A 24,995-nucleotide genomic window follows, 5' to 3' on the forward strand; every position below is an offset into this window, starting at 1 on the left:
CATAGCGGCCCGTGAAAAGAAGTGAATAAGCAACTGGAATACAAGGGCTTGCCTGTAAAGGTTTTTCCCAATTGGCGGGGTATCTGTAAATTTTCCGATCTGTGCCGGGGAATGACGCGCTTTTTCAATGCCTTGGCAGTCAAGCCCTGCCCAACTGTCTTGCGGCTGTCGTATTTGCGCGGCATGACGGGGTTGGCAGGCCTGTCCCCTCGGGGTAGCCTGTGCGCCAATCCGCCCATCCAAGGGCGGCAACAATGGGAGAGAGACATCATGAAAAACCTGCTGAGCGGTGCCGCCGCCTGTGCGCTGAGCGTTGCCTTTGTTGGCGAAGCTGCCGCGACCGAATGGAACGCCTCCGTCTGGGGCAAGCGCCGCGCCTTCACCGAACATGTCGAAAAGATCGCCGAACTGGTGAGCGAAAAGACCAACGGCGAATTCACCATCAACGTCAGCTACGGGGGCCTGTCCAAGAACCGTGAGAACCTCGACGGTATCTCCATCGGTGCCTTCGAGATGGCCCAGTTCTGCGCCGGCTACCACGCCGACAAGAACCGCGCGATCACCGTGCTGGAACTGCCCTTCCTTGGCGTCAGCAACCTTGAAGAAGAAGTCGCTGTCAGCCGTGCCGTCTATGACCACCCCGCCGTGGCCAAAGAGATGGCGCAGTGGAACGCCAAGATGCTGATGACCTCGCCCATGCCGCAGTACAACCTTGTCGGCACCGGCGATCCGCGCACCACGTTGGAAGACTTTGACGGCATGCGCGTGCGCGCCACCGGCGGTCTGGGCAAAGCCTTCGAAGCCGTGGGCGGTGTGCCGACATCCGTGACCTCTTCGGAAGCCTATAACGCGATGGAATCCGGTGTTGTCGACACTGTGGCCTTCGCCCAGCACGCGCACCTCAGCTTTGGCACGATCAACAAAGCCGATTGGTGGACCGCAAACCTCAACCCCGGCACCGTGAACTGCCCCGTTGTGGTGAACATCGACGCCTATGAGGCGCTGAGCGACGCAGAGCGCGAAGCGCTTGATGGGTCCGTCGATGAGGCGCTGGATCACTACCTTGCAAACTACGGCGAGTTGCTTGAGCGTTGGGATACCGTTCTCGAAGAGAAGGGCGTCGAGAAGGTCGAATTCTCCCCCGAGGTAATTGCCGAGTTCAAAGCCAAAGCGGCCGATCCTGCGCGCGAAGCATGGATCAAGGACATGGAAGCTCAAGGCATTCCGGGTCAGGAACTCTATGACCTCGTGATGGAAACGCTGGAAAAAGAACGCGCGTCGAACTAAGCCTTGCGCGCATGACTTTAAGGGCCGTGCGGCAAACCGCGCGGCCCTTTCGACTTTAATGACGTAACAAACAGACTTTCTGAAAAGGAGAGCCGATGGCCGGATCATCCGCCGTGCTGGAGGACAGCAGCCTACTCAGCCGCCTCGACCGGGGCCTGCTGAAGCTGGAGACCTTCTTTGCCCTGATCTCGGGGATTGCCGTTTTTATGTTGATGGTGCTGGCCGTTTGGTCCGTGGGGGGGCGCAAGTTCTTTTCCACGCCGCTGGCGGGCTATGTCGACTGGATCGAAGCGGCGATGCCCTTCATCGCCATCATGGGCATCGCCTATACCCAACGTATGGGCGGGCATGTGCGCATGGACATCTTGATCGGCCAGCTTAAGGGCCGCGCGCTTTGGGCGGCGGAGCTGCTGTCGGTCGTGCTGATCCTGCTCTTGATGCTGGCGCTGACGTGGGGCGCTTGGGCGCATTTCGACCGCAGTTTTGATATGGCTGCCCCGATGTGGAGCCGCGACAGCTCGATCGACATCGGCCTGCCGATCTGGCCCAGCAAACTGGTGGTGCCACTTGCCTTTGCCGTGATCTCTCTGCGGCTTTGTCTGCAGATTTGGGGCTATGGCCGGGCCTTAGTGCTGGGGCTGGAACGCCCCGTGGCCGTGCCGCTGGTGCAATCGGCGGCAGAACAAGCAATGGCCGAGGCCGAACAACTGGATGGACGTGACTGATGGATCCTATTGAAATCGGCCTTTGGGTCTCGGGCGGCATGCTGCTTATGGTGGTGCTTGGCATGCGGGTGGCCTTTGCCGCCGCCATGGCCGGGCTTATCGGCCTTATCTGGATTTTTTGGGCCAAGAAGGGCATGGAGTGGGACCAGCTTGGCTGGGCGCTGACCGTGGCGATCAAGACCGCCGGGCAGGTGCCACACTCAAAAGTATCAAGCCAGACACTCTCGCTGATCCCGACCTTCATCCTGATCGGCTTTCTGGCCTATTACGCAGGTCTGACCAAAGCGATCTTTGAGGCCGCGAAACGCTGGTTCGCTTGGGTGCCGGGTGGTTTGGCCGTCTCGACCGTATTTGCTACGGCGGGCTTTGCGGCGGTCTCCGGCGCCTCGGTGGCCACCGCAGCGGTTTTTGCCCGTATCGCCATCCCTGAGATGCTCAAGATCGGTTATAATAAGCAATTCGCGGCGGGTGTCGTGGCAGCAGGGGGCACGCTGGCCTCGCTGATCCCGCCCTCGGCAATCCTCGTGATCTATGCGATCATCGTGGAGCAGGACGTGGGAAAGCTGCTGCTCGCAGGCTTTATCCCCGGTGCTTTCTCGGCCGTGGTCTATGCCATCTTGATCATCGGCATCGCCATGATTTGGAAAAACGTCGGCCCGCCAGTGACCGGTTTCACATGGCGTGAACGCTTTGCCTCGCTGCCTGCTGCCCTGCCGATTGTGGCGGTGGTCGTGATCATCATCTTCTTCGTCTACAACCCCTTTGGCGATGCGTGGGGCACCCCCACTGAGGGCGGCGCCGTGGGTGCGTTCATCGTCTTCTGCATGGCGGTTTTCCGTGGGATGCGTCTGGCCGAGTTGAAGGACGCGCTGTTGGAGACAGCCAAGCTGACGGTGATGATCTTCACCATCATCTGGGGCGTGTTGATCTACGTGCGTTTCTTGGGCTTTGCCGATCTGCCGGGCGCGTTTGCTGATTGGATCTCCTCGCTCGAAACCTCTCCGATGATCATCCTGATCTGCATCCTGCTGGCCTATGCGGTATTGGGTATGTTCATGGACGCCATCGGCATGCTGCTTTTGACGCTGCCCGTGGTCTATCCGGCGGTCATGGCGCTCAACGGGGGCGAGTTCGTCTCTGCGGCTGACAGCGCCTTTGGCATGTCGGGGCCAATGTGCGCGATCTGGTTTGGCATTCTGGTGGTGAAGATGGCGGAGTTCTGTCTGATCACCCCGCCCATTGGCCTCAACTGCTTTGTCGTCGCGGGCGTGCGCCCCGACCTCAGCGTGCAGGACGTGTTCCGCGGCGTGATGCCCTTCTTCATCGCCGACGCGGTGACCATCGGCTTGCTTGTGGCCTTCCCGCAGATCGTGCTTTGGCTGCCGTCCCTCGCGGGCTAGGCAGCTTTAGCCACCGGGCTTTTCCGCGGCGGGTTCATCCGCCGCGGTTGCCGCCACATCGGGGGCGGATTTATCCAGAAAATGCCCGATCATGTTGAGCGCGGTGACATTCTCGCAAATCACCTTGAAGACCACGAGGAAGGGCACCGCCACGAGCGCGCCCGCAATCCCCCAAAGCCAGCCCCAAAAGACCACGGTGAGGAACACGGCAACGGTGTTCAACTCCAACCGACGCCCCACAAGGTAGGGGGTGATGAACTGCCCCTCGATCCCGGTGAGGATCTGATAGCCGATGGGGGCAAGGATCGCATAGCCGACGCTGTCGAATGTGGCGATGGCATAGGCCCCCACCAGCACCGCGCCGATCACCCCGCCGATATAGGGCAGGAAGTTCAGCAAGAACGCCGCCAAGCCCCAGACATAAGGAACGGGCAGCCCAAGCGCGAAAAGGTAAAGCCCAACAGAGACGCCAAGCCCCGCGTTGATGATGGTGATGGTCAGCAGGTAGCGGGACACGCGGCGCTCAACGTCATAGACCGCTTTTAGCGCGCGTTTTTTGCCGGTGAAGGTCTGAAATGACTGAACTAGCTTGAGGTAAAACAGATCGCCCGAGGCCAGCAGGAACAGCGCCAGCACAAGGGCGACGGCCACCGTGCCGCCAATCCGCGCGCCGGTGTTCATGGCATTGTCGAGCAGGCCCGGCTGTTTGACCACCACCTCTTCGGGTTTGCTGGCGCCGTTATCTGCGCCGATCTTTTCGACCTGTTCCGTGGCAGAGCGGACATCCTCTACCGTCTTCATCCAGCCTTGCAGCTTGCGCTGTATCTCATTGCCCATAGAGGGGATTTCATCCGACCACGTGGCCACGGTGCCCGCCGACAGCCCGGCCAGCACAAAGATGATCAGCCCGACAAAGCCAATCAGCAGCACAGCCCCCAGCGGAGGCGAGATGCCGAATTTTTCAAAGGAACGGATCAGCGGGCTGAGTGTCAGCGCGAGGAGGAAACCAAGCAGGATCGGCAGCAGCAAATCCTTGGCGAAATAGGCAGTCACGAAGAGGGCGATCAGTACCAGCACTTCCAACAGCCGTCTGATCGCGGCGATATCGTTCAATGTATTCCCCCCAACATGCCCTGCGCAGATGCTAAGAAGCCAACGCGGGACAGGGGGAAAAGTTCATTCACGCTGGGCACTTGATGCCGTTATTTCTATCGGTCCACCGTTTGCAGCCGCAAAGCCTGTCCGCCAAGGGCACGAAAGGCGCGTTGGCGGCAGGTCAGAACGATGATTTGCATATCGCTGGCCTGCCGGTGCAACGCGTCGAACATCCGCTCGATCCGGTCGTCATCGGTAAAGACCAGCGCGTCGTCCAAGATCACCGGCGCGATGCGTCCCGCACGGGCCAGCATCCGCGCAAAGGCCAGCCGTACCAAAAGCGCCACCTGTTCCTGGGTACCGCCTGAAAGGACATCGATCGGCTCTTCGCGACCTTCGCGGATCAGCGCGTGCGGCAGCAGCGATTCCTCGCCCCATGTCAGCTCAGCATCGGGCCAAAGGAGCTGCAGCAGCGGTTTGAGTTCTTTGACGATGGGGGTGAAGTACCGCTCTCGCGCCTCGTTCCGCGCGTCTTGCAAAGCGCCTTCCAGCCGGGTGAGCACCGCAACCTCATGGGCGATCCGCGCGAGGGTCTCTTCGGCGGCCTGCAATTGGTCTTCGGTCTCGGCGAGCCGTTCCTCCACCGCGTCGCCAGAGGCGCGGGTGATGCGTTCGCTGAGCCGGGCGAGCAGGGGTCGCAGGCGGGCGACTTCCTCTCGGGCTTGCGCCTCAACCGATTCCGCGCGGGTGAGGGCGGCCCGAAGGCTGGCCGCATCTGGCGCGTCTTTGGCCTTTTCGGCGTGGGACAGGCGTGCGGCCTCCAGCGCGGCGGCGGTGCTGGCGGCTTGGGTGGCAAGCGCGTCTTCCGTGACATCGCCCAGCTTGGCCTGCTGCGCCTCGGCGCGCTGCAACCGGTCACTGAGCGAGGCAAGCTGCGCGTCTTTGACCGCGGCATCGGCCTTGGCATCGGCCAGCGCCTCGGCTGCTGTCTCCCGCGCAATCCGGCACGTCTCATGCCCGGTCTGCGCAGTTTCGAGGGCGTTTTCGGCGCGCGCAAGATCAGGTGCGTCGGAAACCTCCTCCGAGGCCGGAATGGCGGCGAGGGCTTGGTGCAGCGCGTCGATCCCCTCAGGGGCGAGGCTGTTGAGAACGGCCTTGGCCTCTCCCTGACGCGCGGCAGCCTCCACACGGGCCGCGGCGGCGGCGCGGGCTCCAGCCAGATCAGCCGCGCCGATCTGGTCGAGCGCGGCTTGCAGGCTAGCGGCGGCGGTTTCGACTGTGCCGTCCTCTGCGCCCCCCGCGCCGGGGTGGACTTCCAAACTGCCGATACCGTCGATCCGCAGGGTGGTGCTGCGCGGAAGCGGCAGGGGGGCGCCCTCCGCCAGCGGCCCGCTGTCGCTATGGATGCTGCCCGATTGGCCGGGGGCGTAGCGGACGATCACTTGGGGGGCTGCGGCATCGCGGGCGGCGCGGCTGGCGGAGAGTTCGGCAGAAAGGGTTTCAAGCCGTTGCATCGTGGCGGCGTCGGGGCCGGATTGCGCGGCGGCACTGGCGGTCTCCATCCGGCGGCGGGCCTCTTCGGCCTCTTTGATGCGATCCTCAAGCGCGCGGCGGCGGTCAGCGCCGTCCCGCGCGGCACGCGCCCGCAAAGCGTGGCGGTGGTGGTCCTCGGCGGTTTTGAGGGCGGCGCGGGCATCTGTCGCGGCGGCCTCTGCGGTGTCAAGCGTCCCGCGGCGTTCAGATAGGGTGCTGTGGGCGGTTTCTGCCGCTTTGCGGGCTGTGGCTTCGGCGGCGCGGGCGGCCTGTTGCTCGACCTCTCCGGCGCGGTAGCTGTCGAGCCGCGATGTGGCGCTTTCAGCCGTGAGACGCGCGAGGTCCACGGCCCGGGCAAGGGTTTCCAGTTCTTCCGCGTGGCGGGTGGCGGCATCATGGGCGGTGCGGGCGGCCTCAAGCTTTTGGCGGCGTTCTTCGACCAACTCGGGCGCTTCGAGGTCGGCCAAGGCCCGCCGTGCCCGCTGACGCTCGGCCAAGGCGTCCTGCAACTCTCGCACAGTGGCCGCCAGTTGGTCGCGCGTGGCGGTTAGCGCCTCCACTTGATCTTGGGCCTCTTTCCACGGTCCGCCGGTACGCGGGCGTCCGGTGCCGGTGGCGTATTGGGCAAGCTCGTCGCGGCATTGTGCCAGCGCCTTGTCCATGCGCCGCCCGCCGGTCATCGCTTCGACCTCGGCCCCGACCGAGGTCATCAGATCGCGCCGCGCCTCCAGCGCCAGTTTCTCCTCTTTGGTCGAGCCGCCGGTCAGCGCGGTCATGCCCTGCCGGACCCAGATCAGCCCTGACGGACCGCCTGCATCCCCGCCCAAAAGCTGCGCGATCCATGCCTCGGCCTCATCCGCCTGCGCGATCAGCCTGCCATCGCGGTGCACGGTGGCAAGGGGCTTTTGGAACCACCGTTTGTGAACGGTAAAGAGCCCTTCGTCGGTTTCGACCTCGATGGTCACCTCCGGCGCACCGCCCGCATGGGGGCGCAGGGCGGCGACCTCTTTGTCGCGAGAGCCGAAGGGTTTGAAGAACAGCGCCTGTATCGCGTCGAAAAGCGTGGATTTGCCGTGCTCGTTCGGCTCGCTCAAGACATTGATCCCGTCGCCTATTCCGGTCACCTGCGCGGGGTCGGTGAAGCGGCGGACGTTGTTGAGGGTGATGGCGCGGATTTTCATGCTTTTGCCCCCTGCACATAGGCATGAAGCCGGGCGAGGGCATCGGCGGCCACATCACGCTCGGACTGGGGCAGGGTGTCGGATTGCGCCTCGTTCACCAAAGCTTCCGCCGCCATGCGCAGGGCACCGCCGCGGTCGATCTCATCAAGGTCTGCGGCCTCATATTGCGTGCCCAAACCTTCGGTCACCAGTTCGAAATGCGCAAAATCGGGGGCGCAGGCCTCGGCCGCGCGGGCAAGCGCTGCGCGATCGGGAAGGCCCGCCCAGCCCCCTGCTTTGACGCGCAGCAGGTGATCCCGGCGGCCCGCAGCGGGCAGCAGGGCCTGCAATGCCGCCGCCGCGTCTTGGCGGGGGTGAAGCGCAAGCTCCGCCTCGGACCAAAGGAATCTGCCGGTTTCGATCTCATCCACCTTGGGGGCAGCGCCGGGGCCTGCAACCTCAACCGCAAGGCAGACGCCCCGGCGCCCGTGTTTGAAACGATCCTGCTCCGGCGTGCCGCAGTATTGGACCCGGTCTGAAACGGCCATCCGCCCGTGCCAATCGCCAAGAGCGAGGTAGTCCAACCCCGCGCGCTGGTCCCGGTCGGGTGCGATCGCCTCTCCGCTGTCGGTGAAATCGGTGACGCCGCCGTGGGCGAGGCCGATGCGCAGATGCCCATCGGGGCTTTGCATTTTGTCCAAAGGTGCGCTTGGATCGCTGGCGCCGGCGCGAAAGGCGACGGGGCAGGGCAACAGGCTTGCATCCGTGCTGATCTCAACCGGGGCAGCGTCCATGAGGGCGCGCAGATTGGCGGGGGCATCGCGGTGGATCACCTCCCACAGGGGTTCGGCATCGCGCAGATTGTCGTGGTTGCCGGGCAGGATCCACCAAGTCACCTCTGCCGCCTCGCCCATGGCGGTCAGGGCCTGCCGCAGCACGGCGGCCGAAGGTGTCGCAGTGTCGAATGTATCGCCCGCCAAGAGCACATGCGCCGCCCCGTGATCCCGCGCGGCTTGGGCCAGTTTGGCGATGGCCCCATGCCGTGCTTCCATCAGGCGCCCCCGGATGTTGCCATCCGCCGCTTGCGGGATATTGGCGAACTTGCGCCCGATGTGCAGGTCAGACGCGTGGATGAAGCGGAATGTCATGCGGTGGTCCTGAATGGCTTTTGGAAATGGCCGCGCGGGCGGAAATGAGAAAAAGGCGATGGCCGATCGGCCCGTTGGGCATGGTAGGCGCGGCGGCTCCATTCATCGCAAACTCAGCGCAGAGTGCAAGACGTTGCAAAATCTGCGCGAGGTGCTGGTTCCGCAGGGATTGCGGGCTACATATGCGTGACGCGCGGTTGAGACGCAGCGGCGCCGCCGCCCAGACCTAAAAATTCCGAGATACGATGAAATCTAGAGCAGCCTCCGAAAACCTCCCTGCCGTAGCGGGCCAAGCCAGGGCAGCCGCGAGACACGGCGCTGCAACCGTCCTTGCCTGACACCTCAAATCAAGATTGAATGCGCGGCTGAGGCTGCTGACCTGCACGTTCCGATAGATAAGAAGATCAACACACGATGACCCATGACTTTGAAAAAATCCTCCAGGCCGCGCCGTCGCCCTTCGTGTTGTTGGACAGTGAGCTTCGGGTGGTCTGGGCGAATGATGCCTACCTACAGGTGACTGATCGCCAGTTAGAACGGCTTATCGGGAAGGACTTGTTCGAGGAATTTCCATCTGACCCCGAAAGCGAGTCGGGCCGCATGCTGCGCGCGTCTTTCGCACGGGTGTTCCGCGATGGCACCACCGATCACCTGCCGGTCATCCCCTATCCAATCGCCAGTGCCGAGGGCAAAACCGAAGACCGCTATTGGAGCGCGACCCATACGCCGATCCTAGATGCGGATGGCGAGGTTGAGTTCATCTTGCAGCACACCCAGGACATCACCGAGGTCTATACCGCCGAAACCCCAAATGAGGCGCATGCAGGCTCGGCCCAAGCCGCCGTGTTGCGCCGGGCCCATGAGGTGACGCAGCAGAATTTGGAACTCGATACCGGGATCAGCCTTTTCAAGCTGATCTTTGAACAGGCACCGAATTTCATGGTCACCCTCATGGGGCCGAACCACGTCTTTCGCACGGTCAACGCCGCCTATTTACGAATGGTTGGTCAGCGGGACCTTATTGGCAAACCCGCGCGCGAGGCTTTGCCCGAAATCGCAGGGCAAGGCTTTTTCGAAATGCTGGACGAGGTCTATCGCACCGGCGAGGCCGTGAGCCAACAGGGGGCCGAGGCATGGGTGCAGCGCAGCCCCGGAGGGCCGACTGAACGGGTCGTCGTCGATTTCGTGTTTCAACCGCTCGACAACGTGCGGGGGGAAACCATCGGCATCGTGATCCAAGGCAATGACGTCACCGCGCATAAGCTTGCCGAAACCAAGCTGCGCGAGGCGGAGGAACGATTCCGCACTATGGCCCATACCATGCCGGTCCATGTCTGGACCGCCACCGCCGATGGGCGTTTGGATTGGGTCAGCGATCAGATATATGCCTTTTCGGGTGCTACGCCGGGCAGTTTGGTTGGGGATGCATGGCCCGCGATCATTCACCCCGAGGACCGCGCCGAGGCGATTGCCACTTGGGCAAAGGCGGTGGAAACCGGGGCGGTCTACGAAAGTGAATTTCGCCTGCGACGGGCCGATGGTGCCTATTGCTGGCACTTGGTGCGGGCCGTGCCGACCAGAGATGACCAAGGCGCGGTGATGCGCTGGGTCGGCACGAATTCCGAAATTCACGAGCAGAAAGAACTGTCCCGCCAACTGGCCGATCTGAACACGACGTTGGAAGAGCGTGTCGAGAAACGCAACCGCGAGTTGGAAGAGCTTCACGACCGGTTGGCCCAAAGCCAGCGGGTCGAGGCGGTCGGCAATCTTGCTGGCGGCGTTGCCCATGATTTCAACAACCTGCTGCAGGTGATGACCGGCAGCCTGACCATGGCCGCGCGCGAAATTGCAGCCGATTCCCCGGCGCGGGTGCGGATCGACGCGGCCATGCGGGCGGTGGAGCGCGGCGCGTCGCTGTCCTCGCAACTGCTTGCGTTCAGCCGCCGTCAGCCATTGCAGCCGCGCTCGATCGACCTGCGCGATCTGCTCAGTGATATCGACGACATCATGCGCAGCGCCTTGGGCGAGGGGATGGAGGTCGAACTCGACACGCCCGAAGCCCTGTGGCCAGCCTACGCCGATGCGGCAAGCACCCAGAATGCCGTGCTAAACCTCGTCATCAACGCGCGCGACGCGATGGAGGGGCGCGGCAAGTTGAAAATTGCGGTCGAGAACCGGCATATCGGCCCCGAAGAATTGCTGGGTGAGCCTGACATGGTGGCGGGCGACTATCTGGAGGTCAAAGTCATCGACCACGGGCCCGGCATCCCGGCGGATACGCTGGCCAAAGTGTTCGATCCGTTTTTTACCACCAAACCGGTAGGCAAAGGCACCGGGCTTGGGCTCTCCACCGTTTATGGCTTCGCGCGGCAATCGGGCGGGCGGGCCACCATCGCCAGCCATCCCGGCGCGGGCACAACGGTGACGCTTTTGCTGCCGCGCGCCGAGACGGCGGCGGAGCCTTTGCAATGGCATGACCCCACCGACATCGCGGGCGGGAACGAGACCGTTCTGCTGATCGAAGACGACGCCGAGGTGCGCGACGCCACCGCCGCCTTGCTGTCGGATTTGGGCTACCGCGTACGCACCGCAGAAGACCCCGCCACCGCCCTCAAAGCCGCGCGGCAAGCACCGGAATTCGATCTTTTGGTCTCGGACGTGGTCATGCCCGGAGAACTGAGCAGCCGTGACATGGCCGAAACCCTTCAGGCCGAGCGGCCCGACCTGCCGATCCTCTTCATCTCAGGCTATTCACGCGATGCGATCGTGCGCGATGGCCGGGTGGATGCCGGGGTGCAGTTCCTCGCCAAACCCTTCACCAAAGACGCTTTGGCGATCAAAGTCCGCGACGCGCTGTCCTCGGCTCCCGCTGCAAAAACAAAGGCTGACGTAGTCCAAGAGCAGCCAGACCGGCCCTGTCATGTGCTGCTCTGCGAAGACGACGCGCTGATCCGGCTTGATCTGGCGGATATCCTCAGCGGGCTGGGCACCGAGGTCACCGAAACCGCGTCGGGTCAGGAGACATTGGACAGGCTGCAAGAGGGGCAATACGACGCGCTGCTGATCGACGTGGGCCTGCCGGATATTTCAGGCGAGGAGGTCGCCACCCGCGTGCGCGCGCAGCATCCCGATATGCCCATCATCTTTGCCACCGGCCAAGCGGAAGTCCCCTCCGCCGCGGCTTTGGGCCACTGCGCCGTGGTTCAGAAACCTTTCGGTGACCGCGATCTGGAACGTGCATTTGCAAGCTTGGGCATTCTGTCACAGACGGAGACGGCCACAGCGTTTTGACGGAGCGTTGCCCGCGCGCGCGACATGACGCGCGGGGAGGGCTGCGGCACAAGAACATCTTGCGCCGCCCCCGGAAAGCCGTGCAGAAGGCCGTGAATTAACGACGGAGCCACCCGCATGCGCGATCAGAGATTCACCCACGCCGAGGTTTACCGCGCAGCGCGTCTGTCGGTGGCACCTATGATGGATTGGTGAGACGTTTTTTTTCTCATTAAATTTCAATACCTTCTGAGCGGCCTGTGTTCCTTGTAGCACTCTTGTAGCAAAGTGAGGCGATCAATGGCTCGGCTGTTTTTTCTGTGTAGGGTCCAAAACCATTCCTAACTTACTTGGCTCCGACGGTAGGGGCCCAAGAAACAAGCCACAACCTTAAGAATACAAACGAAAAACGCCTTCGACCGCAGTATGACTCCGCGTGTGACCGTGAATGTGCGACGCATGTGACAACTTCAGCAAGTGTTTTGTGACAGGTTTGAATCGTATATACCGACCGACTTCCTCCGCGGCCGATAAGGCCCGCGTCGCCTCACCTGGCGACGCGGGTGCGCAGATCAGGTCTGGTCGCAGCGAAGGTCCGCCGCAATCTGCTCCGCTTTCAGCATGTTCTGGATTCCAGCCAACTGTTCTGCGAGATCTCGCAGAAGGCTCCGGAGGTCGATTGCCGCGAGACCATAGCGCTCCACAACCTTCTCTTCGCTCGGTGGATTGATGTCCCATTCCTCGGCTGAGATGTAATGAACAGTTGTCGCTGCGAGGATAACAGGTTCAAGGCGCTCAGCCACTCTCATTGCGGCAATGTGTTCGTCGGTCGCAAAGATGGCCAGTCCATCGATCCGTTCTTTCAAATTGAGCACATCGTCGAGTAGCGCCCCCTCAAGTGCCTCCGTTTCCACTGCGAAAGCGATAGCTTGCAGCGTCTTGTCTGACGTAGCTAAGGCAGATTCGATTTGAGATTGGAGCCTGTCTTCCGAAATGATGGTATCATTCATAATTGCGCTCCTCCTCTTCGCAGTCGAGACCCTTGTCGTAGCAAGCCTCTTCGAAAGCCTGACGAAGCTGGTAAGCCAGAAAGGAGATTTCCTCGAGATGAGGCGACATAGGGTCAATTGCTTTGAAGTATGCCGCTTCGGGACGGGACGGATCATTCACGTGAACGAGAGTTAGTAGACGATGAAGTGCGTTGATTTCACGGCGGACACGGCCGTGAAGGAAATTTTCGGTCCAGAGCGTCTCGAATAGGTTTTGAACTCGCTTGAGCCAGCGGGGACCGCCCAGTAGCAGCGCCGCATTCTGCAGGGCCTCCGTGTTTTCCTGAAATAGGTAATGAACGCGCGTTGGCGCGGTGGGGATATCGAACATGATGTTCTCCCAGGCAATGCCCTCGGCAGACTGCCTCGGGTGACAAGAGCCGTAGCTTCCGGAATGGAAAGAAGCCTTCGACTGCCTACCGGCTCCATGGATCATCAGGAGAATTCGCCTGTCGATCCCTACATTGCGGTGTTGGCAAAATAGACATTGGCCAATTCTGCTGAATCCGAAGGGCGAAATCGAAAAAATTTCTAACTAACTGATTAAAATGTATATCTTGTCGTGACCTTTCATCGCGAGCAAATGCCCCGAGTCAAGGCTTGCCCGCTTCGCCTCGGAGACTATCAGAGGTTGCATGCAACGGGCCTCATACGGCAGAGTAGTTCAAACCGAATTTTTCTACGGTATTTTACAATGAATATTACTTCGATCCTCGATTACATCGACAATGGGCATATGGCTCTTCCCGAATTCCAGCGCGGATATGTCTGGGGACGAGAGCAGGTTCGAGGTTTATTCCACTCCCTCTATCGCGGTCATCCAGTCGGCAGCCTTCTGGTCTGGGCGACAAGTGCTTCGACTGCGGCCCACAGAGGCGACGGGGAGCTTGCGCCAGGCGTGGTCAAGTTACTGCTTGATGGCCAGCAACGGATTACCTCCCTTTATGGCGTGATACGGGGCGAGCCGCCGAAGTTCTTCGATGGGAATGCGAAGTCCTTTACCGAGCTTAGGTTCAATCTCGCGACAGAAGAATTCGAGTTTTACCAACCCATCAAAATGCGCGACGATCCTCTTTGGATCGATGTCACCGAGCTCATGAAAAGTGGCAACGCAGGCGTCGGGAACTTCATTAACGAACTTAACAGCAATCCAGGGCATACGGTTCGGTTGGGCGAGTATGTTGGCCGCCTGAATCAGTTGCTCAGCATCCGCGACAAGAACTTCCACATTGAGGAGGTGACGGGATCGGACAAAACTCTTGATGTAGTCGTCGACATATTTAACCGCGTGAACAGCGGCGGCACCAAGCTTTCCAAGGGTGATCTGGCGCTTGCAAAAATCTGTGCCGACTGGCCGGAGGCTCGCGACACCATGAAGTCGAGCCTCGCTCGCTGGAAAGACGCGGGTTACGACTTTACCCTCGATTGGTTGCTCCGGTCCGTAAATACAGTGCTGACCGGGGAGGCCAAATTCCTCTATCTTCATGATCGTTCCGCCGAAGAAATTGCCGATGCTTTGGCGCGCGCTGTTCGGCATACTGATACTGCTCTGAACATGATGGCAGGCAGACTTGGCCTCGATCACAACCGGGTGCTTTTTGCCCGGTTTGCCGTCCCCGTCATGGTTCGATTTCTCGAAATGCGGGGGGGGCGTCTTGATGAACGCACTCGAGACAAATTGCTGTTCTGGTATGTGCAAAGCGGTATGTGGGGGCGGTTCTCGGCATCTACCGAAAGCGTGATTGATAAAGATCTTGGAATTCTTGAACAAAGCGGCGGCAATCTCGACAAATTGCTCGATGAGCTGCGCTTGACGCAAGGTGGACTTCGCGTTGAACCAGGTCACTTCCACAGCTGGAGTGTGGGGTCCCGGTTCTATCCTATTCTCTACATGCTGACCAGGATGACTGAGGCACGCGATTGGGGAACGGGCCTCCCGCTCAAAAGAGAACTACTTGGCAAGATGAGCTCTTTGGAAGTTCATCATATCTTTCCGAGAGCTCAGCTATATAAGGCGGGCTACAGCCGATCCGAGGTCAACGCTTTGGGGAACTTTTGCTTTCTGACTAAGGATACGAACCTTGTTATCAGCGACAGACGCCCGGAGGAATATTTTGAGGAGGTCGAGGCGGCCCATCCCGGAGCTTTGCGCTCTCAGTGGGTGCCAGAAGATCGCCAGCTCTGGCGATTGGAGAATTTCAGGGATTTCCTCGAAGCCAGGAAAGAGCTGCTCGCAGAGGGTGCGAACACCTGCCTCAGATCGTTGCTTCATGACGATGCCGACGTGCTGGAAGCATCTGCCTCGGCAAGGGTGAGTGACAGCGTTCTTCTCGGCGGTATCGCCAACGAGGATGAGGCACGAGAGCTGGAAGAGCTGAACGCGTGGGTGGAAAGCCAGGGGTATCCGAAAGGTGAGATCGCCTGGGACTTGGTGGACGACAGAACTGGAGAGCAGAAGGCCGTTCTCGATCTGGTCTGGCCGGACGGCATACAAACAGAGCTCTCCGAACCGGTCGCGGTGCTCCTTGGTGAAGGGCCCGAGCTTTTAGCCATAGCAAATGAAGCGGGCTTCCGATGTTTCACATCTATGAAGGCTGCCAAGGCGTATGTGACGAAGCTCGAGAGTGCGCCCCACGCGACAGCGGCTGAATAATCTGGCTGCCTATCTGATCGAGCGTTACCCCTCAGCCTGGATGATAGTAGCCATGTGCAACGTTTCGTTTTCAAAAAGTCTCGCCTGCAGGGGGCGGCTTCGCCACCGCGCCCCGCACCCAGCGGGCAATAACAACGAGTAGAAGAGCAGTTCAGATATGTCGGCACTTGATGATCTCTTGAAGTCCTACCGCGACGCTGCGGTCACAGAACGGGAAAAAGGCACCTACCTCGAGCGTCTGGCATGCGTCTACCTGACCGCTGACCCGGTTCAGGCAGAGGAATACGCGGAAGTCTGGTCATGGTCGGATTGGGCCGCTCAGCATGGCTGGAACGGCAAGGACGTTGGGATCGACCTTGTCGCGAAACTCCGGAATGAAGAAGGCTACGCTGCTGTCCAGTGCAAATTCTACGGGGCAGAATACCGTATCCAGAAAGCGGACATCGACAGCTTCATCTCGGCGTCCGGCAAGGCTCCTTTTGTTCGACGCGTCGTCATTGACACCACAGAGGTCCCCTGGGGTGTCAACGCCGAGGAGATGATTGCGGGTCAGAGCATTCCGGTTGTTCGTTTGTCCCTCACGCATCTCCGCGAAAGTCCGATCGACTGGACGATTTTCGGCATACGGGGCGAAGCGGTGCTTTCGGAGAAGAAATCCCTCAGGCCTCATCAGATCGAAGCGCTGGAGGCCGTGCGCACAGGATTGACCGAAGCTGATCGCGGCAAGCTCATCATGGCCTGCGGCACTGGCAAGACGTTCACTTCTCTCAAGATCGCGGAGGATCTCGTCGGCAAGGGCGGTCGCGTGCTGTTCATGGTTCCCTCCCTGGCCTTGATGTCCCAGACGGTTCGGGAATGGACGAACGACACGGAGACCCCTCTCCGGTCCTTTGCCGTGTGTTCCGATGCGCAGGTCGGCAAGCGCCGTGTCTCTAACGACGACGCGGCCGAGATCGAGGCGCACGATCTCGCCTTCCCCGCTACAACGAACCCCGAGCGCCTCGTCGAGAAGGCCGGTCAGGATGATCCGGAACGGATGACGGTCGTTTTCTCGACCTACCAATCCATCGGTGTGCTGGATGCCGCGCAGAAGACTGGCCTCCCCGCCTTCGACCTGATCGTGTGCGACGAGGCGCACCGCACGACCGGCGCGACGCTGGCAGGCGAGGAAGAGTCGAACTTCGTCCGCATCCACGACGATGCCTGCGTCGAGGGGCGCAAGCGCCTCTATATGACCGCGACGCCGAGGATCTTCGGCGACGCCGTGAAGACGCGGGCCGATGAAGAAGCCGCCATCCTGGCCTCGATGGATGACGAGACCCTCTACGGCAAGACATTGCTCCACAAAGGTTTCGGCTGGGCCGTCCAGAAGGGCCTGCTGACCGACTACAAGGTCATCGTGCTGGCCATGGACGAGGGCCTCGTCAGCGCCAGTGTCCAGAAGCGTCTGGCGGACCAGAATTCGGAACTCGACCTCGACGACGCCACAAAGATCATCGGTTGCTACAAGGCGCTGACCAAGCAGGATCTGAAACAGGACATTTCCTTCGATCCGCAGCCCATGAAACGCGGCCTGGCATTCTGCAAGAGCATCGCCGCCTCCAAGCTGATCCGGGACGAGTTCGCCAATGTCGTGGCCGAATACACCGGCGACGACGCGATGATCGAAGACGACGCGCCCTCATCGCCCGACCGGCTCGACATCGAGATCGAGCACGTCGACGGCACCTTCAACGCCAAGTCCCGCAACCAATTGCTCGACTGGCTCAAGGCCGACGCCGAGGGCAACAAGGCCCGCATCCTCACCAACGCCCGCTGTCTCTCTGAGGGCGTCGACGTGCCCGCGCTCGACGCGATCATGTTCCTGCACCCCCGCAAGTCCCTGATCGACGTCGTGCAGTCCGTCGGCCGCGTCATGCGACGCGCCGAGGGCAAGAAGATGGGCTATGTCATCCTTCCAGTCGGCGTCCCGGCGGGAGTGGAGCCTGAGGTCGCGCTTCAGGACAACGAGCGGTATCGCGTCGTCTGGCAGATCCTGAACGCCCTCCGAGCCCATGACGAACGCTTCGACGGAACCATCAACCAGGCCTCGCTCGGTCAGGATGTCTCCGACCGGATCGAAATCGTCGGCGTCACCAAGGAATCCGAGGAACTCAGGTCGATCACCCACGAGGTGACCGAGCTTCCGACCCGCAAGGCGCAACCGCAGGCCGGGCTGGGCAAAGGGAGCGACACCGGGGATATCGTCATAGAAGGCCCAAGCGCGGAGCAATACGAGCTCTTCATCGACGAGTTTTCCAAGGCCATCATGGCCAAGATCGTCAAGAAGTGCGGCACCCGCGACTACTGGGAAGACTGGGCCACCAACATCGCCGAGATCGCGCAGCGGCACATCTCGCGCATCACCGGCATCCTGGACGAACCCGGCACCAACGCCCGCAAGGCCTTCGACGACTTCCTCGCCGAACTCCGCGACGACCTGAACGACAGCATCACGGATCAGGACGCCATCGAGATGCTGGCCCAGCACCTCATCACGCGCCCCGTCTTCAAGGCACTCTTTGCCGGGCACCAGTTCACCGACCAGAACCCCGTCTCCCGCGCCATGCAGCAGGTGCTCGACGTGCTGGACGAGAACCGCATCGGCAAGGAAACCCGCGACCTCGAGAAGTTCTACGACAGCGTCCGCAACCGCGCCCACGGCATCACCGACCCGCAGGCCAAGCAGCGCCTGATCGTCGAGCTCTACGACAAGTTCTTCCGCAACGCCTTCCCTCGCACGACCGAGAAGCTGGGCATCGTCTACACGCCGGTCGAGATCGTCGATTTCATCCTGCACTCGGTCAACGAGATGTTGCAGGAGCACTTCGGTCAGACCCTCGGCTCGCGCGGCGTCCACATCATGGACCCCTTCACCGGCACGGGCACCTTCATCACGCGGCTGCTGCAATCCGGTCTGATCGCGCCGGAGGAGCTGGAGCACAAGTATCGACACGAGATCCACGCCAACGAGATCGTCCTGCTGGCCTACTACATCGCCGCGATCAACATCGAGGCGGTCTATCAGGGCATCGCCCAGAAGAACGAGTATGTGCCCTTCGAGGGGATCTGCCTCACCGACACCTTCCAGATGTATGAGGGCGACGACGAGCTGGCGCTCTACATGCCCGACAACTCCGAACGCCGGACCCGGCAGAAAGAGCTGGATATCCGGGTGATCGTGGGCAATCCGCCGTATTCTGCGGGTCAAGGCAGCGCCAACGACAACAACGCCAACGTAAACTATCCGGGGCTGGATAGTCGGTTGCGGGACACCTATGCAGCGCGCTCCACGGCAACAAACAAGAACGCTCTCTACGACAGCTACATCCGCGCGATCCGTTGGGCCTCCGACCGAATCGGGGATGCCGGTATTGTCGCATTCGTCAGCAATGCGGGTTGGCTGGAAGGTAATGCAGCCGACGGCATGCGAGCGTGTCTCGCAGAAGAGTTCTCTAATCTATACATTTTTCACCTTCGTGGAAATGCGCGGACCAGTGGTGAGCGTCGCCGGAAGGAGAAGGGAAACGTTTTTGGCGAGGGCACACGGACGCCGATCGCCATCAGCGTCTTTGTCAAGAACCCCGACACGGCGGCCCATGGCCACATCTTCTTCCACGATATCGGCGACTACCTCGATCAGAAGCAGAAGCTGGCCATAATTCGTGACTTCGGTGCTGTCGGCGGTATCAGCAAGGCAGACGGCTGGGACCGAATTGTTCCTGATGACCAACATGATTGGATAAATAAACGGGATACGAGCTTCGATGCCTTCATCAAAATTGGAGACAAGAAAGAAAAGGAAGCCACGGTTCTTTTTGAGAACTACTCGACTGGCGTCAAAACCCAACGTGATGCTTGGTGTTACAACGCCTCCCGAGACAAGTTGGAAAACAACATCAGAAGACTGATTGGAACTTACAATTCCGAGAGGGAGCGAGCGTTCCGTTGCAAGGAGGATGTTGATCGGTTCGTGACTGCTGATCCCAAGAAAATAAGTTGGTCCACGGCGCTCCGCAACGACCTTGCTCGTAGAAAATCGCTTTCTCTGGATGAGGGGGTATTTCTTCAGAGCATTTACCGACCATTCGAAAAACAGTGGCTGTATTTCGGGCGTCGCCTCAATGAGCGCGTCTACCAGACGCCCAGATTATTCCCCAACCAAAAATCTGAAAATAGGGTAATTTGGGCAACGTCACCTGGTGCGACTTCTGTTTTTTCCGCGTTCATGAGCGGCGCTATCAACGACGCGCAAACATCGGATAAGCCGCAATGCTTCCCCCTCTACCTCTACGATCAGCAGGACGAGGAACCCGGCGGCCTCTTCGAAGGCCAGTCCTCAGGCCTCCAGCGCCGTGACGCGATCACCGATGCCGGGCTGGCGCATTTCCACGCGGCCTATCCGGGCGAGGAGATCACCAAGGAAGACCTCTTCTACTACGTCTACGGCCTGCTGCATTCGCCCGGCTACCGCGACCGCTACGCCGACAACCTGACTAAGGAACTGCCCCGCATCCCGGCGGTGAAAACCTACGCCGACTTCCGCGCCTTCTCCGATGCCGGGCGGCGCCTTGGTGACCTGCATGTCAACTACGAGACGGTGGAACCATACCCCGTCACCTACAAGCAGGGCACCCCCGCGTTGTGGAAGATCGATGACCCCAAGGCCTTTTACCGCGTCACCAAGATGAAGTTCGGCGGCAAGGCCCGCGACAAGGACAAGACCACCGTGATCTACAACGCCAACATCACCATGACCGACATCCCGCTGGAGGCCTACGACTACGTCGTCAACGGCAAACCCGCGCTGGAATGGGTGATGGAGCGCCAGGTGGTCAAGACCGACAAGGCCAGCGGCATCGTCAACGACGCCAACGACTACGCCAACGAGACTATGGGCGACCCTGCCTATCCCCTTGAGCTATTCCGGCGCGTGATCAATGTTAGCTTAGAGACGATCGAGATCGTGCGCGCGCTGCCTAAGCTGGACCTGCCGGCATGAGGCTCGCAACTCTTGTGCTGGGGTTACTTCTGGTCCCGATCGGCAGCATGACTCAGCAGGGCGCCATCTGCTCCTACGGCGGCTAAGAGGCCTGTCTTGGCTCTCCCCACCCCGACCGACGCCTTCGGGCAAAATCGCTTCCCGCCACGCGACCAATATCCATTGCAGGGTGGGCGGGAAGCGGACCTTCGCTGCAACTTGTGCCGATGTCCGGTGCGCGAGTGGTAGCGGCCAAGGCCACAACGTCGGGCGCCAGACCTTCGTCAACATTTGCATGACCTCATCGGCACGCTCAGTTCCACGCTTTCTGGCGTTATCGCTTGTGGCTTGCGCCAATCAAAGGGGATTGCCTTAATCATTGCGGATTGGATATGCTGTGATGATCATGACACAGAGTGAATCTTCAGAACTCGACGCTCCAGAAAGCCTTCAACAGCACCTCGCCGCGATCGTCGAGGGGTCGGATGATGCGATCATCACGAAGGGGCTCGACAGCATCATCCGGAGTTGGAACCCGGGCGCGGAACGGCTTTTCGGATACACCGCCGAGGAGGCTATCGGTCGGTCGATTACGTTGATCTTCCCTGATGACCGCATGGACGAAGAAGCCGGTTTCATCGCTCGGCTGCGTCGGGGCGAGCGGATCTCGAACCTGGAGACGGTCCGGAAGCGCAAGGACGGAAGGCTCGTGCCGATCTCGCTCACCGTTTCCCCGGTGCGCAATACCAACGGCAACATCATCGGCGCGTCGAAGATCGCAAGGGATATTACCCTGCAACGCCAGGCCGCAGAAAGGCAGCAGCTCCTTCTTTCCGAGATGCGCCATCGGGTCGGAAATTCCTTCGCGGTGGCCGGCGGGCTTCTGTCCATCGCCGCGCGGCAGGCGGACAGCGTCCAGGAGCTTGTCACAGTAACGCGCCAACGCCTCCATGCATTGGCCTCGGTCCATGCGCGCGCCGTTGATGATCCCGCTGGAGCAAGGCCGGAGGGCACTGCTCTGGTCCAACTCGTCAACTCGATCCTGGAACCCTTCAGCGGGGGCGCTTCCGTGACACTGGATGTGCCGGAGCTCAACGTCAGCCCGGCCGCCATCACACCCCTGTCGCTGGTCATTTTTGAGCTGGCGACCAATGCCGTCAAATACGGAGGCCTCTCTGAAGCAGGAGACGGCGTCGTGATCCGGGCGGAGCAGCATGGCGATCGGCTGATTGTTCGGTGGACGGAAGACTGCGCCACCAAGCCCGCGTCTGGCGAGCCCGGTCACGTGGGTTTCGGGACGCGCATGTGCCAAAGCACGGTTGGCTCGTCGCTCGCAGGGAAATTCTCCAGGGACTTCAGCCCGAACGGCATGACAGCGACGCTGGACCTCGACCTGAGAGCCGTGACGGGCTTGCAGGCGTAGGAGTCCCAACTGGCCTCGCTGGGGAAGTGCGCCGAAGTATTATGAGGCTGGACAGGCTTGGTGACGCGCGTCCGAGCTTAATGAAATGAAGTGGGAGCCAGATCAATGGTTTGCACTGGTTTGTTGAGACTTTCGAACCTTTCAAGCTTCGGGTCGCCGCAGAAAAAAGATGTTTGAAACATCAAAGATAATCCTTTAAGTATCGCTTATCACATTTCAGATAGGCACTATGATCACAGGCCCACAGATGCGCGCGGCGCGCGCCCTTCTCGGCATTGACCAGAAGACGCTGGCCCAACTGGCGGGACTCTCCGTCCCGACGATCCAGCGCATGGAAGCCGGCAGCGGCAATGTGCGCGGCGTCGTGGACAGCTTGACCAAGGTCGTCGCAGCACTCGAGCACGCCGGCATCGAATTGATCGGAGAAGGCTCCGTCAGCACGGCAACCGGGCGCGGTGTGCGTCTGAAAGGTCCTCCACCAGAACCCTAATTCTTCTACCCGCGACGGCGACCGCCGACACCAAGCCGACGATCCCGCCGCTTCCTTCCCAAAGGTGCGGCCACACATGAAAAACACGACAACCGGGCAGAGCGACGTCCCCAGATTCTCCGAACTGTTCACCCCCAAGCTCGTCACCGTCCTGCGCGAAGGTTATGGCCCGGTGCGGTTGCGGGCCGATGCGATTGCCGGACTGACCGTGGCCATCGTTGCGCTGCCGCTCTCGATGGCCATCGCCATAGCCTCCGGCGCAACGCCGGCACAGGGTCTCTACACGGCCATTGTCGGCGGCTTCCTGGTCTCGCTTCTGGGTGGATCGCGCTTCCAGATCGGCGGCCCGGCCGGAGCCTTCATCGTGCTGGTTGCCGCGACGGTGGCGCAGCACGGAATGGAGGGTCTGATCCTCGCCACCTTCCTCTCGGGGCTGATGATGACCGCCGCGGGATTCCTGAGGCTTGGCGGCTTCATCAAGTTTATCCCCTATCCGGTCACGGTCGGCTTCACCGCTGGTATCGCGGTGATCATCTTCGCCAGTCAAGCCAGAGAGCTGTTCGGCCTGGCTCTGGAGAATGAACCAGGAGAACTTTTGGAAAAGGTCCCGGCTCTCTGGGCCGCACGATCGAGCCTGACGCCAGCCGCGCTCGGCGTTTCCGCTGCAACGGTCGCCGTGACCCTCGTGGTGCGACGCTGGCGCCCGCACTGGCCGGGGATGCTGATCGCCGTCGGGTTTGCCGCCACAGCGACCGCTGTGCTCTCGTTGCCGGTGCAGACCATTGGCACAAGGTTCGGCGGCATCCCGTCGACGCTTCCGGCGCCCAGCCTGCCTTCGCTCTCGATAGAGACCATCTTCGCGGTCCTGCCGGCCGCAATCTCCTTCACCTTGCTGGGTGCCATCGAGTCGCTGCTGTCTGCCGTCGTCGCTGACGGCATGACCGGCCGCCGCCACCGGTCGAATTGCGAACTCGTGGCGCAGGGTGCGGCCAACATTGGATCGTCCCTTTTTGGTGGCTTCTGCGTGACCGGCACGATCGCGCGAACCGCGACCAATGTCCGTGCCGGCGCGCATGGTCCGGTTGCCGGGATGTTGCACGCCGCATTCCTGCTTCTCTTCATGCTGATTGCCGCGCCACTCGCCTCATATATCCCGCTGGCCGCGCTGGCTGGTGTGCTGGCCGTCGTTGCCTGGAACATGATCGAGAAAACGGCCATCGCGATCCTTGTCCGCTCGGGGTTGGGGGAAGCGACGGTGCTGGGCGTCACCTTTTTCCTGACTATTTTCCGTGATCTCAACGAGGCCATCGTCGTCGGCTTCGCACTCGGGTCGGTCCTCTTCATTCATCGCATGAGCCGCACGACAGATGTTGAGGCAGACGGTGCCTTTATCGGTCTCGATGAGGCCGACACCGTTCACCCGCGCGGAAACTACGATGAAGAGCAGGCCCAGAACCCCGACCTCGTCATCTACCGGATCACCGGTGCGTTGTTTTTCGGAGCGACCGCCTCCATCGGCTCCGTGCTCGATCGCATCCAGGATACCCACAAGGCGCTGATCGTCGATTTCTCGTCCGTGCCTTTTCTCGATTCGACCGGGGCCAACATGATCGAGGGGCTGGCCTACAAGACGCAAAAGCGGGGTGTCGCGCTGTGGCTAACGGGGGCAAGTCGAGAGATCCAGCGTGTCTTCGCCACCCACGGCCTGGAGCCCCCAACGGTCCACTACGCCACGACGGTCGACGAGGCCGTTGCGGAGGTGCGCGATGCCGCCGCGACCGAGCGGGAGGCCGCTTGATGCCCGGAACCAGCAGGGTAGCAAGTCGCCCGGCACGGTGCCGGAACGGTCCGGCCGAGGCCCGGCTGCGCTATGTTCTGAAGGCTCTCGAGCGCCCGCGAACCCAGGCGGAGTTGCGGGATGCGCTCGGGATGAGCAACAGCGGTATCCTCCATCTTCTGCGGCGGATGGAGCGCGACGGACTGGTTCGTCCCGCCGAGCGGGTCGCTTGGACACGAATCTGGGAGCGCGCGGTCACGTCGACGACGGATGGACGTCTATGAGGCCAGAAGCTGGGATTTCCCCAGCTGAGAACATTGGTTTGCTCAACAATATCCGTCATTACGCCCTCGGACGAGGGATACGGTCATCCCGCAGGTCAGGGCCCGCGCGGGTTTCGATATGGGTATGGCTCGCATCGAGCTGAGGAGCGGTCATTCGAGAGGCCTCGTTTGAATGACTGCTTCTCTAATTGGGCGTTTGGGTCAAGCTCGTTTTCCTTCTTTCTTGTGGATCATTGTCACTCATCCGGGTCACGCTTCTCTTCGCAGTTTGGTTGATGCCGTCGGGCATCGCTGCACGCATGTGTCGGATTGGCAGCGGAGAGCCTTGCTAAGGGACGCGCTTCTCGTTGCGCAGCAGCCATTTTCGGCTTCTTCCACAGACCTCGTCCGGTGAGGGACGATCCCGTTCGGCTTTTGAGGGTGGCGGATCAGATCATGCTGTGCCCTCCACCTGTGCCGGACGGAACTCGGTGCCATCTGTCCACATTCTATGCAGCAGGACGGCGAGCTTTCTGGCCACCGCGACAACGGCGCGGCGGCGTCCTTTGGTTCGCACCAGTCGCATGCCCCAGGACTTGATCTGAGAGCCTGCTATCGTGCGCATTAGCAGTGCATTCGCGGCCGCATAAAGCGTCGCTCTTACATCCCGGTCTCCGGCTTTCGAAATCCTGCCAGGATTGT

General features: G+C 61.0%; 15 protein-coding genes and 1 pseudogene. 10 read left to right on the top strand and 6 right to left on the bottom strand.

The features are described 5' to 3' along the window. Positions 1–270: 270 nt before the first annotated feature. The 3 genes from A3722_RS16715 (at position 271) to A3722_RS16725 (ending at position 3,412) form a co-directional block, all read left to right on the top strand. A complete protein-coding gene (locus tag A3722_RS16715; RefSeq protein ID WP_067622384.1) occupies positions 271–1,287 on the top strand; it encodes a C4-dicarboxylate TRAP transporter substrate-binding protein in 1,017 nt (338 codons plus the stop codon). Positions 1,288–1,382: 95 nt separating this feature from the next. Next, positions 1,383–2,012 carry a TRAP transporter small permease subunit gene (locus A3722_RS16720; protein WP_067622382.1) on the top strand — a complete coding sequence of 210 codons (630 nt, stop codon included), beginning with the start codon at positions 1,383–1,385 and terminating at the stop codon, positions 2,010–2,012. Continuing rightward, positions 2,012–3,412, top strand: coding sequence for a TRAP transporter large permease (locus tag A3722_RS16725; protein WP_067622379.1), 1,401 nt, complete (start codon positions 2,012–2,014; stop codon positions 3,410–3,412). Before A3722_RS16720 ends, A3722_RS16725 begins: the two co-directional genes overlap by 1 nt. A 6-nt stretch (positions 3,413–3,418) precedes the next feature. On the opposite strand, the gene A3722_RS16730 is transcribed toward A3722_RS16725, so the two are convergent. From A3722_RS16730 to A3722_RS16740, 3 genes are all read right to left on the bottom strand, one after another. Beyond that, positions 3,419–4,525, bottom strand: coding sequence for an AI-2E family transporter (locus A3722_RS16730; RefSeq protein WP_082849525.1), 1,107 nt, complete (start codon positions 4,523–4,525; stop codon positions 3,419–3,421). A gap of 95 nt (positions 4,526–4,620) precedes the next feature. Continuing rightward, entirely contained in the window at positions 4,621–7,221 is a 2,601-nt protein-coding gene (locus A3722_RS16735; RefSeq protein WP_067622376.1) for an AAA family ATPase, read from the bottom strand. Continuing rightward, positions 7,218–8,348: a metallophosphoesterase family protein gene (locus A3722_RS16740; protein ID WP_067622373.1), complete on the bottom strand. Its 1,131-nt coding sequence runs from the start codon at positions 8,346–8,348 to the stop codon at positions 7,218–7,220. Before A3722_RS16740 ends, A3722_RS16735 begins: the two co-directional genes overlap by 4 nt. A gap of 414 nt (positions 8,349–8,762) precedes the next feature. Here A3722_RS16740 and A3722_RS16745 point away from each other — a divergent pair, with 414 nt between their 5' ends. Further along, complete coding sequence (locus A3722_RS16745) at positions 8,763–11,639, top strand: hybrid sensor histidine kinase/response regulator (protein ID WP_067622370.1); 2,877 nt, start codon at positions 8,763–8,765, stop codon at positions 11,637–11,639. 551 nt (positions 11,640–12,190) lie between these two features. Here A3722_RS16745 and A3722_RS16750 read toward each other — a convergent pair. Together A3722_RS16750 and A3722_RS16755 are read right to left on the bottom strand one after the other, a co-directional pair. Then, positions 12,191–12,628 carry a hypothetical protein gene (locus tag A3722_RS16750; RefSeq protein WP_067622367.1) on the bottom strand — a complete coding sequence of 146 codons (438 nt, stop codon included), beginning with the start codon at positions 12,626–12,628 and terminating at the stop codon, positions 12,191–12,193. Further along, entirely contained in the window at positions 12,621–12,998 is a 378-nt protein-coding gene (locus tag A3722_RS16755; RefSeq protein WP_067622411.1) for a hypothetical protein, read from the bottom strand. The genes A3722_RS16750 and A3722_RS16755 overlap by 8 nt, the downstream gene beginning before the upstream one ends. Positions 12,999–13,361: 363 nt before the next feature. On the opposite strand from A3722_RS16755, the gene A3722_RS16760 reads away from it, so the two are divergent. The 6 genes from A3722_RS16760 (at position 13,362) to A3722_RS25350 (ending at position 24,314) form a co-directional block, all read left to right on the top strand. After that, positions 13,362–15,320 (top strand): GmrSD restriction endonuclease domain-containing protein, encoded by a 1,959-nt coding sequence (locus tag A3722_RS16760; RefSeq protein WP_067622363.1) that lies wholly within the window; start codon positions 13,362–13,364, stop codon positions 15,318–15,320. Positions 15,321–15,477: 157 nt separating this feature from the next. Next, positions 15,478–20,361, top strand: a complete 4,884-nt coding sequence (locus A3722_RS16765; protein ID WP_067622360.1) for a DEAD/DEAH box helicase — start codon at positions 15,478–15,480, stop codon at positions 20,359–20,361. Between the two features lie 379 nt (positions 20,362–20,740). Further along, entirely contained in the window at positions 20,741–21,763 is a 1,023-nt protein-coding gene (locus A3722_RS16770; RefSeq protein ID WP_150119959.1) for a sensor histidine kinase, read from the top strand. A 247-nt stretch (positions 21,764–22,010) separates the two neighbouring features. Beyond that, the gene (locus A3722_RS16775) at positions 22,011–22,253 is read left to right on the top strand and encodes a helix-turn-helix domain-containing protein (RefSeq protein WP_236627464.1); all 243 of its coding nucleotides are present in this window, start codon (positions 22,011–22,013) and stop codon (positions 22,251–22,253) included. Between the two features lie 76 nt (positions 22,254–22,329). Beyond that, on the top strand, positions 22,330–24,051 hold the full coding sequence (locus A3722_RS16780; RefSeq protein ID WP_067628127.1) for a SulP family inorganic anion transporter: 1,722 nt from the start codon (positions 22,330–22,332) through the stop codon (positions 24,049–24,051). Further along, positions 24,051–24,314, top strand: a complete 264-nt coding sequence (locus tag A3722_RS25350) for a winged helix-turn-helix transcriptional regulator (RefSeq protein WP_150120202.1) — start codon at positions 24,051–24,053, stop codon at positions 24,312–24,314. Before A3722_RS16780 ends, A3722_RS25350 begins: the two co-directional genes overlap by 1 nt. A 433-nt stretch (positions 24,315–24,747) precedes the next feature. Here A3722_RS25350 and A3722_RS23550 read toward each other — a convergent pair. Continuing rightward, positions 24,748–24,995, bottom strand: a pseudogene (locus tag A3722_RS23550) (IS110 family transposase); the annotation flags it as partial.

This window comes from Sulfitobacter sp. HI0027, assembly GCF_001634775.1.
Classification (GTDB): Bacteria; Pseudomonadota; Alphaproteobacteria; order Rhodobacterales; family Rhodobacteraceae; genus Sulfitobacter.